Origin of the sequence: Paenilisteria riparia FSL S10-1204, assembly GCF_000525995.1 — a bacterium.
Classification (GTDB): Bacteria; Bacillota; Bacilli; order Lactobacillales; family Listeriaceae; genus Listeria_A; species Listeria_A riparia.
Window position 1 is genome coordinate 1 of the sequence record NZ_AODL01000021.1, and the last position, 14,902, is coordinate 14,902.

Consider the following 14,902-nt stretch of genomic DNA (forward strand, 5'->3'; position numbering starts at 1 on the left):
TTAAATGATAAAACTTATTATAAACTTGTATATTTATAATGTCAAATGGTTTTTTATAAATTTAAAAACTAATTTAAGCCTCTTTTTTGTATATTATCGTTTTTTTTATACATTTATCATTTCACATAAAACATACTAAAATGAGTAGGCAAGACCATGGATATGGCTCTACCTACTCATTTTAGTATGTTTTTACTATAAGATATCTCGGCGCAATGTTTTTAAGCCGTATTGATTTACAATCTCTGCCGCTTCTGGCACAAGCCCGTTATAAAGGCATCGCTCCATATCAAAAACAAGCGGAACATTCGTATGGATTTCTGCCAACTGTTTAGAAAGGCGCAGCATCTCCAAGTCTTCTTTAATCTTCGTTTGTTGCCCTGGTTTCAACTGATCAATATTTGCCAAGATACCGTCAATCGTTTCATACTCTTGAATTAATTTCAGTGCTGTTTTCTCACCGATTCCTCGAACGCCAGGATAACCATCGCTCGTATCGCCCATCAATGCTTTCACATCAACGAATTGCCGTGGTGTAATGCCCCATTCTTCTGCAAAAACAGCCTCATTATATTGCTTATAATTCCCATATCCCTTTTGCAAAATCCATACCTCATTGGTTGGCGAAACAAGCTGCAATAAATCTTTATCTCCGCTCAAAACTGTCGTATCAATGCCGGTTCCAACCATTTGTACTGTTACAGTTCCAATGCAATCATCCGCTTCAAAGCCAGGCACACCTATGTTGACAAAGCCAAACGCCTCGGCGACTTCTTTTGCTAAATCAAATTGTGGAATCAGTTCCTCAGGTGGCGCTTTACGCTCAGCTTTGTACCCGCTGTACAACTCATTGCGGAATGTCTTTGAACCCATATCCCAACAAATCAACGTATGCGACGGATCATTTTGCCCAATCGCTGTAAAAAGGTGCTTCATAAAGCCTTGCACGCCGTTCGTCGGTACACCATGTTGATTCACCATGAATTGCTTTGAAACTGCCGTCGCAAAAAAAGCGCGAAATAATAACGCCATGCCGTCCACGACAAGTAAATTACCTTTTTTGTTTTCCATCTTTGTTCCCCCTAGATTTCTAGCCATTTAGCATTATTGTACCATAGAAATCCACGACAAACGAATGCTTATAACTCGGCGCTCATTTCCTCTGTCACTTCTTTTTCTTTGCGATGCGGAATGATGTTAAAAATGATATTCAACACAATCGCCGTCACACTTCCTGCCACAATCCCGTTACTCGTAAACAACTGCACAAAATCAGGCAATACTTTAAACAGATCAGGAACTACCGTCACACCAAGTCCCACGCCTACCGAACAAGCAATAATCAACAAGTTTTCCTGTGATGTAAAATTCACTTTGCCAAGCATCTTAATGCCTTGCGCTACAACCATGCCGAACATTGCAACCATTGCTCCACCAAGCACTGGCGTTGGAATAATCGTTGTCACTGCACCCACTTTTGGCAGTAAGCCGAGCACAATCAGAATTCCTGCCGTGACGTAAATCACTTTTCTCGTCTTAATTCCTGAAAGCTGAATCAACCCCACATTTTGCGAATACGCGGTGTATGGGAACGTATTGAAAACCCCGCCTAAAATAATCGCCAAACCTTCTGCACGATAGCCTTTTGTCAAATCGGATTTTTCTAACTTGCGATTTGTAATATCCGAAAGCGCAAAATACACGCCCGTTGACTCGACCATACTCACAAGTGCAATCAGAATCATCGTCACAATTGCCGCCCAGTTAAATGTCGGCATTCCAAAATAAAACGGCGTTGGTAGATGAAATAGCGGTGCCTCCACAACTGGCTGCACAGAAATCCCACGATAAATCGCCGCAAAAACCGATCCCACGATAAGTCCGATCAAAACCGCAATCGCCTTACTAAATCCGCGACCGAACCTGTACACTAAAATAATCACGAACAGCGTCCCAAATCCAAGCCCAAGATTATAAAGCGAACCAAAATCAGCCGCTCCTTGACCACCAGCCAAATTATTAATTGCCACAGGAATCAACGTTAAACCAATAATCGTCACCACCGACCCCGTCACAACAGGTGGAAAAAAGCGCACAACCATCGAGAAAAAAGGCGCAACTAACAAAACAAACAGTCCCGATACAATAATCGAGCCATAAATCGCACCAATCCCATACTGTTCACCGATTAAAATAATCGGCGCAATCGCCTGAACCGCGCACCCAAGAACTACCGGTAATCCAATTCCGAAAAAGCGATTCATCGTTAACTGCAATAACGTCGCAATCCCGCACATGAAAATGTCGATTGATACTAAATACGTCATTTGCTCACTCGTAAAACCAAGCGCACCACCAATCAAAAGCGGTACTATCACAGCCCCTGCATACATCGCAAGCACGTGTTGAAAACCTAGCGCAGCAATTCTTCCTTTCCCAATCATTGCACTACTTCCTCCTCTACAAAACGAATCTGTTCGTTATCTAAAGAAGCAATGCGCGCCAATGAATAAATCGGGAATCCCGTTTTTTCTAGCAGCGCTCGCCCTTGTTGGAATGATTTTTCGATAACAATTCCAATCCCAGCAACTTCCGCACCAGCTTGTTCTGCAATTTCCAATAATCCAAGCACCGCCTGACCATTTGCTAAGAAATCATCAATAAGCAAGATGGTATCCGTGCTCGCCAAGAAATTTTTCGACACGGAAATATCGTTTGCTTCTTGTTTTGTAAAAGAATACACGCTACTCGTATACAAATTATCCGTAAGCGTCAACGATTTTTTCTTACGTGCAAAGACGACCGGAACATCGAGTGCTAATCCCGCAAAAACGGCTGGCGCAATGCCGGAGGACTCAATCGTCACAATTTTCGTAATACCAACCTCTTTAAAACGATCCGCAAATTCATTTCCAACGGCTTGCATTAACACTGGATCAATTTGATGATTCAAAAAAGTATCGACTTTCAAAACATTCCCAGGTAAGACAGTACCATGTTTTCTAATGTGTTCTTCCAATAATTTCACAGTTTTGTGACCCCTCTCTCGATTTAAGAGCGTGGAAGCTAAAAAACGCCCACCGCTCATACTAATTAATGAGAAGTAGACGTAAAAAGGCGGCAAATTTCGCCACCTAAACTATACAACGTTACTCTCACTCATAGTCCAGTTATTTACGGCAACTGGGTAGAAACTTGCTGTCCATATCACAGCGTATATACAAGTGAATTGCGTCTTATCATGTTTGTTATTTCATCATTATATCTTTGAACAATTGCTAGGTCAACCATCTTTTTTCATGAAACCGCCATCACACCTCATTTAATTTGTAAATGAAGTCGTAGCGGTCGTTCAGTAGCTGAATTAAATACTCTGGATTTAAGCCTTCGCCCGTCGTATCTTGCAAAATCGCTAGCGGTTTTTTCAGCATCCCAAATTGATGGACATTTTTCGTCAACCATTCGCGAATCACTGTATAATCATCGCTCGCCAAGATTTCAGAGACGTTCGGAATTTCTTTAGACATGGTTGCAAATAGTTGCGCCGCGTACATATAGCCAAGCGCGTACGATGGAAAATAACCAAAGTCGCCACCAGACCAATGAATATCTTGCAAAATTCCATCCGCGTCGTTTCCAGGTCGAACACCCAAATAAGCTTCATATTTGTCATTCCAAGCATCACGCAGATCTGCCACGCCAATTTCGCCATTCATAATCGCTTTTTCTAACTCATAGCGAATCATAATGTGTAGCGGGTAGGTCAATGTATCCGCCTCAATCCGAATCAGTGAACTTTCCGAAATATTCACCGCGCGATAAAATTCCTCTACCGAAACATCGTCAAATGCAGGCGCCGTAATCTCTTGAAAATCTTTATAATTGCTTTGCCAAAACGCAAAACTTGATCCTAATATAATTTCATAAAACAGCGATTGCGACTCATGAATCCCCATCGAAGCACCATTAGAAAGCGGAGTTCCAATCAATTTTGGACTAATATTTTGTTCGTAAATCGCGTGACCACCTTCGTGAATAATGCCAAAGACCGCCATTTTGAAATTGTCCTCATCGTATCGTGTCGTAATACGCACATCTCCAGTATTTAACCCCGTTGCAAACGGATGCACTGTATCATCTAAACGACCAGCCGCAAAATCAAAGCCCATTTTCGCCAAAATTCGCATACTAAATGCTTTCTGATGTTCCTTGGACACACGTTTATGAAGTAATGTTGGATCTGGCTGATGCTTCGCAGCTTCCACCCGTTGACGCAAAACTAAAATCGATTCGCGCAGTTTCGCAAATACATCGTCCAAAATCGCCACTGTCATACCTGGCTCATACTGATCGAGCAACGTGTCATAGGGATTTTCTTTGTAGCCCCAATATTCTATAAACTGCCGCTTACTAGCAATGATTTTCTCCAAATAAGGCTCAAACAGCGCATAATCATTCGTCGCACGTGCTGTTGTCCAAACATTTTCTGCCTGTGCAACCAACTTCGTATACGCTTCATATTCCGCCGCTGGAATTTTTTTATTCAAATCGTATTCTTTCTTGCATTCTTCTAGCGAACGACGCGTCACATCAGACAAACCGTCCTTTTCCAGCCAAAGTCCCGCAATAAATGCTGCCATCTCTTCGGAAACTTTCATTTTGAAAATCTCACCACTAAGCGTTCCAATCACTTCCGAGCGTTGCGTGGTTCCTTTTTCAGGCGCGCCAGTCCGCAAGTCCCAATACACAAGACTAAGCGCTTCTTCAAACGCACTAATTTTTTTCACATACTCTAAAAATTCTTGTTCTAGCTTTTGGTTACTTTCTGACATTCCGATTCCCCGCTTCCTTTAATCCCTACGTGGTGGCCTTGGCCCCCAATACTGGTATAAATCCGTTCGCAAATAACCATTGTAGAGCTTGCGCTTCTTCGTTGCCCGCTTTGCATAAACTTCTTCAAACATTTCATAGCTCGTCAGAACATACACCGACCAAGTAGGCATATTACGATACACCGAACGCATCTCGCGGTACAGCTCACGCACAGACTCCTCATCCTCCAAACGCTCACCATATGGCGGATTCGCAACAATCACACCGTACTTCTTTTTCGGTCGTAAAATCGACGACTTGCATTTGCTTGAATTCAATCACATCTTCCAGACCCGCCTCAAACGCATTTTGCTTGGAGATTTCAATCATTCGATGATCAATATCTGTTCCTAAAATATCTAGCGGTTGATTGTAATTCGCTGCTTCCTCTGCTTCTTGACGCGCTTTTTCCCACACATCCGCAAGCATCCAATCCCACGTTTCACAAACGAAATTCCGGCGCAATCCAGGCGCAATATTCCGACCAATAAGCGCTGCCTCAATCGGAATCGTCCCAGAGCCACACACCGGGTCATAAAAAGGACGATCCGGATGCCAACTCGTAAGTAAAACAAGCGCTGCGGCCATCGTTTCTTTCAATGGCGCACCACCTTGTCCAACACGATACCCACGTTTATGTAATCCAGCCCCACTTGTATCTAGCGTAATTGTTACCTCATCTTTCAAAAGCGACACTTCTAATTTAAAAAGTGCTCCTGACTCCATCAACCGTCCTTGCCTGCGATACTTCTCGCTTAAACGACTAACAATCGCCTTTTTTGTAATCGCTTGGCAATTCGGCACACTAAATAGCGTCGACTTCACAGATTTTCCCGCCACCGGAAAATTCGCATCTAATGGCAATAAATCTTCCCACGGTAACGCCTTCGTTTTTTCAAATAACTCATCAAACGTAGTGGCTTTAAAACGACCCACGACAATTTTGACACGGTCTGCCACGCGAAGCCACAAGTTCGTACGGGCAATCGCTAATTCATCTCCCTTAAAATACACCTTTCCATTATCCACTTCACACTCATAGCCAAGTCGGCGCACTTCTTTTGCTACGATAGCCTCCAGCCCTGCTGCCGCTGTTGCTACTAACTGAAATTCCCTCATACTTCCCATCCTCGCTAATTAATATCTAAAAAAAGAGCCGCTCCAAAGGCACACGCTCCTAGCCACACAATGTGCACTAAGTTATGGTATCTCTTTAGCAAGAAACACGCATACGTCCGACCTTGAAACAGCCCTCACTTTTTTAAATTCATCCTGATAATAGTGCTCTGTAAGCCATGTTCTGTACTTCTGTGATTACAGGATCACACAAAAGTGGCAATCATCTATCTGCATATAGCGGTTAAGCTACATACCTCGTCCCTCGTTGTTATTCCTCGGGAAAAGTGCCCCTACCAACATTTGGGTTTCTCGCTCGTGGGGTTTACCTCGTTCCACTTCCACCATTTCTGATGGAACTTCGTCACTGTGGCACTTTCAAGGTTCGAACGCCATATCCTAAGACTTAGGCGCGTCACCTGCCGTCAAACCGGATAACCCGGAGTGCCCTAGCTTATTGTTTGGCTAGGCACGATCACTACGGGCATTTCAGCACCGTGCGAGCATGGACTTTCCTCTGTTTTCATAGGGAAAACAGCAATTACCCAAGCACTATCTAAACTATTCTATCATGTTTATTGGTTGTCGTCTAGCTTATTTCCGAAAACGTGTTTTTCTAAATTGCTTAAGCGTTTTAGAATATCGAAATTCGTTGTGCCCGCAGGTTGTGTGCTCTGTTGCAAGCTCGGTGCTACAACTGCTTTAGGCGCATCTTCTAGTTCTGCACGCAAACGGATATTTTCTTGTTGCAATGCTTCAATTTCTTGTGAGAACGTGCTGTAGTCATTAATTACCTTATCGAGAAATTCGTCTACTTCTTCTGGATGATAGCCACGAAGCCCACTTTTAAATTCTTTTTCTAAAATTTCTTTACCTGTCAAATTATATTCAAATTGTTCAGAAGCCATTCGGTTTCACCTCTATATTTAGTCTATGCAATATGTTACATCAATCCTATGATGTAATCTTTCAGTTACATACCTCCATTTTTTCAAAGTTCACCGCATTTGTCAATTTATAATCCCCGACTTCACAAAAAAGTCACTAAAAATCCTGATTTAATGACTCGACAACCTCTTGTAATTCATAGAAATCAACGAGTAAAATCGGATAATCCGCATTTTCCGCGTAATGCGTCGCTTTTTCATAAAAAAACTTCGGTGCCCCTTCACGCTCCGTGTCATATACAAGTAAAGCTCCATCAGTATTATCCAGTACGAACTGGTCTTTCAATTGAAACTGGCTCGGATTCTCGTACTCCCGCTTCGTCACAGCCGCCATATAGTCCGCTTTTGCGACAACCTCATTGTACCAAAGCTTATTCGCATCATTCCAATTGCTCTCCTGATTCAAAAACGGTGTCAAAATCGCCAATTTCAGCGCATATTCCTCCGCTTTTAGTTCCGCGACCACTTCTGCCGCCCAGAGTTCCACGCCCATTTGCCCCGAAATAATGACCCATTCCAAACCATCCTCGACAAGCCCGATGAGCCGTCTCCGCAACGCCTCTTTAATAAAGCCAACTTCCTGCGCATCCCGCTTAAAAATACCCAACTCGAAATTTTTATATCCCGACACAAAAATCGACTTCATGGCGCCTTCTCCAATACTCGTTTTAACGTATACTCCACCGACTGATAATGATCACTAAAATGCTTGTAAAACGACTTCCCATTGAACGCACTGACCGCAATCATCTGAATATTATCTGTCACCTGTAGCAACTGCGCTTCTCCAATATAAGTCGGGCGATCCTTACGCACCCATGGAATCACGAGCAATAGCCATGCATCACACGTTTCTTTCACCGCATCCACAAACGGCTTCATATCTTTATAAAAATCAAACGCTTGCTGCTCTTTTTGGTTCGCCAAATAAAGTTCCCAAATCGCCTCATTGTGCTGCAACAATCGCTTTGTCACTTCCTTAATTTCACTCATAAAAATCAATTCCTTCTACATAATAAATTAAAATCAGCATATCATATTTTATGATAAACGACTATTTTTCGCATTAAAATATGATTAAAAAATACCATGAATATGTTATCTATGAAAAAAATTTGTTTTTTTGTATCAGACAAAATGTAATCCGAAAGTACGTTCCCTCTTACGTTTTCAGCTAGTCATACTATATTTGAAAATTAACCTAGGCAGATTTCCCCTACCAATTTTGTTTTTATTTGTTATAATAGGTGTTAGTCCAAAAAATGAAGAGTGACTAGTTGTGCTATCTGAATGATTGAAAGGGTGAAATAATATGGCAATACGTTATCCAAACGGAAAGAAGTATCAGCCAAATACGCCCTCCACATCTACTGCACAAAATAAATCGGTTTCTTATGGGAAACGTGGAATGTCACTAGAGCAAGATCTCAACGACACGAATGCGTATTATCTCGCAAACAAGCTTGCGGTCATCCATAAAAAACCTACCCCCGTGCAGATTGTCGGTGTAGACTACCCTAAAAGAAGTAGTGCCAAAATTAAAGAAGCATACTTCAAAACACCATCTACCACAGACTATAACGGTGTATACAATGGAAAGTATATCGATTTTGAAGCGAAAGAGACTAAAAATACGAGCTCTTTTCCTCTCAATAATTTTCATCAGCACCAGCTAACGCATATGGAGGACGTACGAGAACAAGGTGGCATTGTCTTTGTTATCATATCCTTTCATAGACTTAGCGAGGTTTACTTCACCAGATTGGAACATTTCCAACCATTTTGGCAACGGATGCTTGATGGTGGAAGAAAGTCTATAACACTACAGGAAATACGAGAAGTTTCAGACCAAATTCCTTATGGTCTAAATCCGAGGCTAGACTACTTAAGCATTATCAAGAAGCATTATTTCTAACAGTCGAACCCCCACATTAAAGGAGAGAAATTTTCTATGGCAGATAAACCGCAGACAAGATCTCAGTACCACAATAACAAAGCAAATAATCAACCTGAGACTAAAAAAACAACTGGAAAAGGACGTCGTATCACTGGAAATGTTTTTAAAGTGGTATTTTTCACGGCCCTTTTTGTCGCATTTGCTGGAGTTGCTGGTGGCGCAACCATGTTTTATACCTACGCAAAAGAAGCGCCAAAGCTGACAGATGCCAAACTACGTGACCCTCTATCATCTAAGATTTTAGATAAAAATGGAGATGTTTACGCAGAAATCGGTAAAGAACGCCGGGAATATATTGAGTATAAAGATATCCCAAAACAACTAGAAAACGCCGTACTATCAACGGAAGACTCACGTTTTTATGAACATGATGGTATGGACCCAATTCGCCTAGTAAGCGCCGCAGCAGGTAATATTACAGGTGGTTTCGGTTCACAAGGCGCAAGTACATTAACACAGCAAATCATTAAAATGTCTTACCTAGATTACACAAATAAAACATTGAGTCGTAAAGCCCAAGAAGCTTGGATGGCCATTCAACTCGAACAAAAATATAGTAAACAAGAATTACTAGAAATCTACATCAATAAAGTTTATTTATCCGACGGCGTTCATGGTATGGAGACTGCCGCCGAGCATTATTATGGCAAGAAACTAAAAGATTTGAACCTAGCGCAAACTGCTTTAATTGCCGGTATGCCACAAAGTCCAAATCGTTTCAACCCGTTCACACACCCAGACTTAGCAAAAAATCGTCGCGATATCGTTTTGAAATTAATGTACAACAACGATAAAATTTCTAAATCCGACATGGAAGCAGCACAAGCACTTCCAATTACAGATGGACTTGTTGACGAAGCTACACGCAAACAAAAAACGTATGCGTACGACACGTATGTCGATCAAGTGATTGACGAAATTGGCGACAAATATAATCCATTTACAGACGGCTTAACAATCTACACAGCGCTTGACCCGGATGCACAAAAATACACAGAAAAAAATGTTGAACACAAGCGATGTCATCAATTACCCAGACAAGAAATTCCAAGCTGGTGTTGTCGTGATGGATACAACAACAGGACGAGTACAAGCACTTGGTGGCGGTCGCGAAACAGCAGAATCAAAGAAAGTATCACGTGGCTTAAATCGAGCAACTGACATTAAGCGCCAGCCTGGTTCTACAATGAAACCAATTTTAGGATATGCACCTGCTATTGAATACTTGGACTGGTCAACCGCTCATATTTTAGACGACGCGCCATATCAATATGCTGGCGGACAGGAACTTCGTAACTATGACTCTGGTTATTTAGGCGAGATTTCTATGCGTCGCGCACTTTATTTATCGCGAAACATTCCAGCTGTTAAAGCTTCCAAGGAAGTCGGCTATGACCGTGCTCGTGATTTTGCCAATAACCTTGGTTTGAACTACAAAGAAGTGTATGAATCTACAGTAATCGGAAGTGGTGAAGCTTCCCCTATCCAAATGGCCGGCGCATACGGTGCATTCGGTAATGGTGGCGTATATAATCAACCACATACCGTAACGAAAATAGTTCTTTCAGACGGTAAGACGGAAGTAAATATGGAGCCAGAATCTGTCGTAGCAATGAAAGCTTCTACAGCCTATATGATTAGCGACATGCTAAAAGATGTCCTAACACAAGGAACTGGTACACGTGCCGACATCCCAGGTTGGAACATTGCTGCCAAAACTGGTACAACCAATTATGATGAATCCGTGCGTATCAAAAATGGCATTCCAAGTGATGGCACACCAGACTCATGGTTTGTCGGATATTCTCCTCGCTATACCGTTTCTATATGGACTGGTTATGACGAGCCGAACAAGAATTATTTATCGCCTAGCGAAACACGCATTGCTGCTTACATGTTTAAAGCAATGATGGGACACCTCGTTGCAGGCGAGAAAAATCCTGACTTTAAGAAACCAAGTAACGTGAACGAAATCCCGATTATTACTGGTTCCAACCCAATTATACGTGCAGCATCCGGAGCTAGTGGTCCGAATATATCATATGAACTTTTCCTAGACGGTACCGTACCATCAAGAACATCTGCAGCAGAGAAAAAAGAGCCTGATAACAGAGAAAGACACAGATAACGAAAAAGACAAAGACACACAAACGGATGCAGAGAAGAAAGCAGCTGAAGAAAAAGCGAAGAAAGAACAGGAAGCCGCGGATAAAGAAAAAGCGAAGAAAGATGCAGAAGATGCTGCCAAGAAAGCACAAGAAGAAGCCGATAAAGCATCACTCCAAACTCCAGGCGGACTAAACGCATCCTATAATGCAGCAACGAAGACCATCTCGGCAAGCTGGGCATCCAATGGCGCAGGTGTCACCTATGATGTCAGCGTCAACGGACAAACGCAGAACTATGCCACAACATCTATTAACATAGGTGGCGGCTCACCAGGTTCGACCGTTGTCATCACAGTCATTCCAGTCAAAGATGGAAAACGTGGTTCACCAGCATCAACAACCGTAACTATCCCGGCAGAGCAAACACAGCCTAGTAACGACCAGCCAACAACACCGCCAGCCAGCGATACGGGCGGTTCACAAAATAACAGCACTAACAATCCAACAACAAATCCATAAAAAAAGAAGGATCAGCGCTCACATAATCGTGGGTAATGATCCTTCTTTTAAATATGTCGTTTTTAAAACGAGTTTTCTCTGTTCTTTCACAAGCTCATTTAATTGTTTAAACGCAGGATAACCGTCGGGACGTCCCATCACAAACATCAGCCGTTCTTCGAGATTCATCGGAATAACTTCTAACGTTTTCATATGCTCCTCTAAGTTATCCAGCTGCACAGGCCTTCTATTGCTCCAAAACAGCATAGACAGGTAAATCCCTATTCCATCTCGAATAATTGCCATATCAGGTGTCTCACGCAACTTAAATGAAGCATCTAATTCTTGCGCGATATTCTTCCACTGTTTCGCCATTCTTTGACAAGCACGCGCAGGATCTGTATGCCAAGGCATCTCTCCTCGACCTCGCGTATAAAAAAGTTGTTCCTGCCAAAATGGCAAGCCACTTACAAAAATCGAATCCTCATCGAGCTCATACGTCGCCACATGAGGCGATTTAAAAAAACGGGTGCTCCAATTCTTTCGCATACTGAAAATCAGCCATCAAACCCTCTCGCTTTCGCTTGTTTTTTACCTTCACGACAAAGGTATAATAATGGACAAGTGGCACATTCCGGCTTCTTCGCCTTGCAATGGTAGCGTCCAAAGAAAATCAAATAATGATGGGCATCGGACCACATATCTTCTGGAAGTTTATGCATCAACGTGTTTTCAACTTCTGTCACAGAATCTTTCCAACGACAAATACCTAAACGTTTAGACACACGCTCAACATGCGTATCAACAGCAATCGCTGGTACACCAAAACCAACAGAAAGCACCACATTTGCAGTTTTTCGACCAACGCCAGGTAAACTTTCTAATGCAGCATGCGTCTGTGGCACCTCCCCTCCAAACTCATCTCGAATTTTACGTGATAAAGCTTGAATATTCTTCGCTTTATTACGGTACAACCCAATAGAGCGAATATCGTTTTCTAATTCTTCAATTGGGACCTGGATATAGTCTTCCGGTTCGTGGTATTTCTCAAAAAGAGACGTTGTTACCCGGTTGACCAAAACATCGGTACATTGCGCTGAAAGTACCACAGCTACTAATAATTCAAAAGTATTCTTATGCTCGAGTTCACAGTGGGCAGCAGGAAACATCTCTGCCATGGTCTCGATGCACATCACGGTTTGTTTATTTGTTAGCATTCCTTCACCCTTTTCTTTTATCTAGCCAATCATAAAGTGGAATCGAGTTTTCACTTTTCTTTACCCGAATTCCCGTTGTTTTATCCGCATTTGGGTTTCCTATTTGCTCATGGAAAGCTACGGATGCAGCGCGGGCTTGTTCCGCGGTCTTAACATTTTGGCGGTTCCAGTTAAGTAAAATCCGGTCAATATAGCGAAAACTTAACTTCTGCGAAATCACCGCTTCTTTTAATGCCTCTCGAATTAAGTCCGGATTATTTCGATCTTGGTCGATCCAAGCCGACAACATCTCAGCCTCCATTGGTGATAGAGGACGACCAAATTCTTGCTCAAACTGCGAATACAAACTAATTTGTACATGCTGTTGCGACTCAACTCGTTTTTCTTCATGCATATTTTCGAAAAGAAGCAACAACTTTTCCCAAAGTGGTTCTAAAGTGTAGCTTTCTGCGAGCACTTGCGCCGTGCCATCTTGTTGCTTAATCGCAATCAGCCGTTTTGTAACAAGCGCTTGAATGACTCGAAAAGTCTGTTCGGTAGACAATGTCATTCGTTCAGAAATTTCTTCCATCGACGGAAAATAAATTCGCTTTTCCAAAAAGGATTGTAACTGCAAGACAACAACAAGCTCTTGTTCGTCCATGCCAAGTTTCGCATAATTTTCGACCAATACGTGCGGCAGCGTTACATATCCCGCCTCTAACCATTTTTGCATTATTTTATTATCCATCATGAAACACCTCACTAAAAATTATACCACGAAAAACACCACAATCGTGCTGAAAAAACTTTTTTGAGAGGCTTTTTATTATTTTAGCGAAGATGCATCTCTTTTGTCGCATAAAAAAAAGAGAATTGGCATCCTGTGACACCGAATTCTCTCCTTCGTGTATTATGGATATAAACGATTCAACAAACGTGGGAATGGAATGGTTTCGCGAACATGTTCTGTGCCAGAAATCCAAGCAACCGTACGTTCTAAGCCAAGTCCAAATCCAGAATGGGGAACAGACCCATAGCGTGCTAAATCTAAGTACCAGCTGTACGCTTCTAAATCCAAATCAAATTCTTTCATACGCGCTTCTAAAATCGCTAATTCATGAATACGCTCAGAACCACCAATAATTTCGCCGTAGCCTTCTGGTGCAATCAAATCCGCACATAATACTACTTCACTGTTATTCGGATCTTCTGGCATATAAAACGGTTTTATAGCCTTTGGATAATGCGTAATAAATACTGGTTTCTCAAAATTATCTGCAATCGCCGTTTCATGTGGCGCACCAAAATCATCGCCCCATTCAATGTCATCGAATCCTAATTTCTTCAGCAAGTCAATCGCCTCTGTATACGTAATACGCGGGAATGGCGCAACCATTTTCTCTAAATGCGACACATCGCGACCTAAACGATCCAATTCCAAGCGACAGTTCGTAAGCACAGCTGCTACTAAAAATGCCACATAATTCTCTTGTACCTTCAAGCTATCCTCTAATTTATAAAATGCCATTTCTGGTTCAATCATCCAAAACTCAATTAAATGACGGCGTGTTTTTGATTTCTCCGCACGGAAAGTTGGTCCAAATGAGAAAACCTTACCAAATGCCATTGCCGCAGCTTCCATGTACAACTGACCACTTTGCGATAAGAAAGCATCTTCATCAAAATACTTCGTGTGGAATAGTTCTGTGGTCCCTTCCGGCGCACTTCCTGTCAAGATCGGTGGATCAATTTTCAAGAAACCTTCTTGGTTAAAAAATTCGTATGTCGCACGAATAATTTCATTTCTGATTTTCATTATCGCGTGTTGACGATTCGAACGCAACCATAAATGACGATGGTCCATCAAGAACTCAGTTCCGTGTTCTTTTGGCGTAATAGGATAATCAATCGCTTCGCTAATCACTTCAATACCAGTCACAGCCATCTCATAACCAAACGGTGAACGCGTATCTTCATGAATAACACCAGTCACATATAAACTTGTTTCTTGCGACGTGCTTTTTGCGATTTGGAAAATGTCTTCTCCAACATCTTCTTTCACAACAACCCCTTGCATGAATCCAGTCCCATCACGTAATTGTAAAAATGCGATTTTACCGCTAGAACGTTTATTGCTAAGCCAACCACCGATTTTCACTTCTTTATCTACATAATTTGCTGCTTGATTAATCGTAATTTGCATAT

At 42.1% G+C, this 14,902-nt stretch carries 12 protein-coding genes, 1 other RNA gene, 2 pseudogenes and 1 riboswitch; of the genes and pseudogenes, 2 read left to right on the top strand and 13 right to left on the bottom strand.

What is annotated here, in order from left to right; all coding sequences use genetic code 11:
• Positions 1 to 195 precede the first annotated feature (195 nt).
• The 9 genes and pseudogenes from PRIP_RS10930 to PRIP_RS10965 all read right to left on the bottom strand — a co-directional run bounded on the left by PRIP_RS10930 (position 196) and on the right by PRIP_RS10965 (position 7,928).
• Positions 196 to 1,071, bottom strand: a complete 876-nt coding sequence (locus tag PRIP_RS10930; protein WP_036101200.1) for a 5'-3' exonuclease — start codon at positions 1,069 to 1,071, stop codon at positions 196 to 198.
• A 68-nt stretch (positions 1,072 to 1,139) separates the two neighbouring features.
• Positions 1,140 to 2,444: a nucleobase:cation symporter-2 family protein gene (locus tag PRIP_RS10935; RefSeq protein WP_036101201.1), complete on the bottom strand. Its 1,305-nt coding sequence runs from the start codon at positions 2,442 to 2,444 to the stop codon at positions 1,140 to 1,142.
• Positions 2,441 to 3,028 (bottom strand): xanthine phosphoribosyltransferase, encoded by a 588-nt coding sequence (locus PRIP_RS10940; protein WP_036101202.1) that lies wholly within the window; start codon positions 3,026 to 3,028, stop codon positions 2,441 to 2,443. The genes PRIP_RS10935 and PRIP_RS10940 overlap by 4 nt, the downstream gene beginning before the upstream one ends.
• A gap of 114 nt (positions 3,029 to 3,142) precedes the next feature.
• Positions 3,143 to 3,244, bottom strand: a riboswitch (purine riboswitch).
• Positions 3,245 to 3,311: 67 nt separating this feature from the next.
• Complete coding sequence (locus PRIP_RS10945; protein ID WP_036101203.1) at positions 3,312 to 4,832, bottom strand: carboxypeptidase M32; 1,521 nt, start codon at positions 4,830 to 4,832, stop codon at positions 3,312 to 3,314.
• 18 nt (positions 4,833 to 4,850) lie between these two features.
• Positions 4,851 to 5,991 (bottom strand): annotated as a pseudogene (locus PRIP_RS10950) (THUMP domain-containing class I SAM-dependent RNA methyltransferase).
• A 165-nt stretch (positions 5,992 to 6,156) separates the two neighbouring features.
• Positions 6,157 to 6,541, bottom strand: an RNA gene (rnpB, locus tag PRIP_RS16785) — RNase P RNA component class B.
• Between the two features lie 22 nt (positions 6,542 to 6,563).
• Positions 6,564 to 6,896 carry a cell division regulator GpsB gene (gene gpsB / locus PRIP_RS10955; protein WP_036085793.1) on the bottom strand — a complete coding sequence of 111 codons (333 nt, stop codon included), beginning with the start codon at positions 6,894 to 6,896 and terminating at the stop codon, positions 6,564 to 6,566.
• A gap of 136 nt (positions 6,897 to 7,032) precedes the next feature.
• Entirely contained in the window at positions 7,033 to 7,581 is a 549-nt protein-coding gene (locus tag PRIP_RS10960; RefSeq protein WP_036101204.1) for an SLOG family protein, read from the bottom strand.
• Positions 7,578 to 7,928: a YppE family protein gene (locus tag PRIP_RS10965; protein WP_036101205.1), complete on the bottom strand. Its 351-nt coding sequence runs from the start codon at positions 7,926 to 7,928 to the stop codon at positions 7,578 to 7,580. Before PRIP_RS10965 ends, PRIP_RS10960 begins: the two co-directional genes overlap by 4 nt.
• Positions 7,929 to 8,247: 319 nt before the next feature.
• On the opposite strand from PRIP_RS10965, the gene recU reads away from it, so the two are divergent.
• Both recU and PRIP_RS18120 read left to right on the top strand, forming a co-directional pair.
• Positions 8,248 to 8,850 (top strand): Holliday junction resolvase RecU, encoded by a 603-nt coding sequence (recU, locus tag PRIP_RS10970; protein ID WP_036101206.1) that lies wholly within the window; start codon positions 8,248 to 8,250, stop codon positions 8,848 to 8,850.
• A 36-nt stretch (positions 8,851 to 8,886) separates the two neighbouring features.
• Positions 8,887 to 11,519: pseudogene (locus tag PRIP_RS18120) on the top strand (transglycosylase domain-containing protein).
• Positions 11,520 to 11,537: 18 nt separating this feature from the next.
• Here PRIP_RS18120 and PRIP_RS10980 read toward each other — a convergent pair.
• The 4 genes from PRIP_RS10980 to asnS all read right to left on the bottom strand — a co-directional run bounded on the left by PRIP_RS10980 (position 11,538) and on the right by asnS (position 14,900).
• Entirely contained in the window at positions 11,538 to 12,047 is a 510-nt protein-coding gene (locus PRIP_RS10980) for a YpoC family protein (RefSeq protein WP_241434156.1), read from the bottom strand.
• Between the two features lie 8 nt (positions 12,048 to 12,055).
• Positions 12,056 to 12,715 (bottom strand): endonuclease III, encoded by a 660-nt coding sequence (nth, locus tag PRIP_RS10985; RefSeq protein WP_036101207.1) that lies wholly within the window; start codon positions 12,713 to 12,715, stop codon positions 12,056 to 12,058.
• Positions 12,716 to 12,719: 4 nt separating this feature from the next.
• Positions 12,720 to 13,445, bottom strand: a complete 726-nt coding sequence (locus PRIP_RS10990; protein WP_036101208.1) for a DnaD domain-containing protein — start codon at positions 13,443 to 13,445, stop codon at positions 12,720 to 12,722.
• Positions 13,446 to 13,607: 162 nt separating this feature from the next.
• A complete protein-coding gene (gene asnS / locus PRIP_RS10995) occupies positions 13,608 to 14,900 on the bottom strand; it encodes an asparagine--tRNA ligase (protein WP_036101209.1) in 1,293 nt (430 codons plus the stop codon).
• Between the last annotated feature and the right edge of the window lie 2 nt (positions 14,901 to 14,902).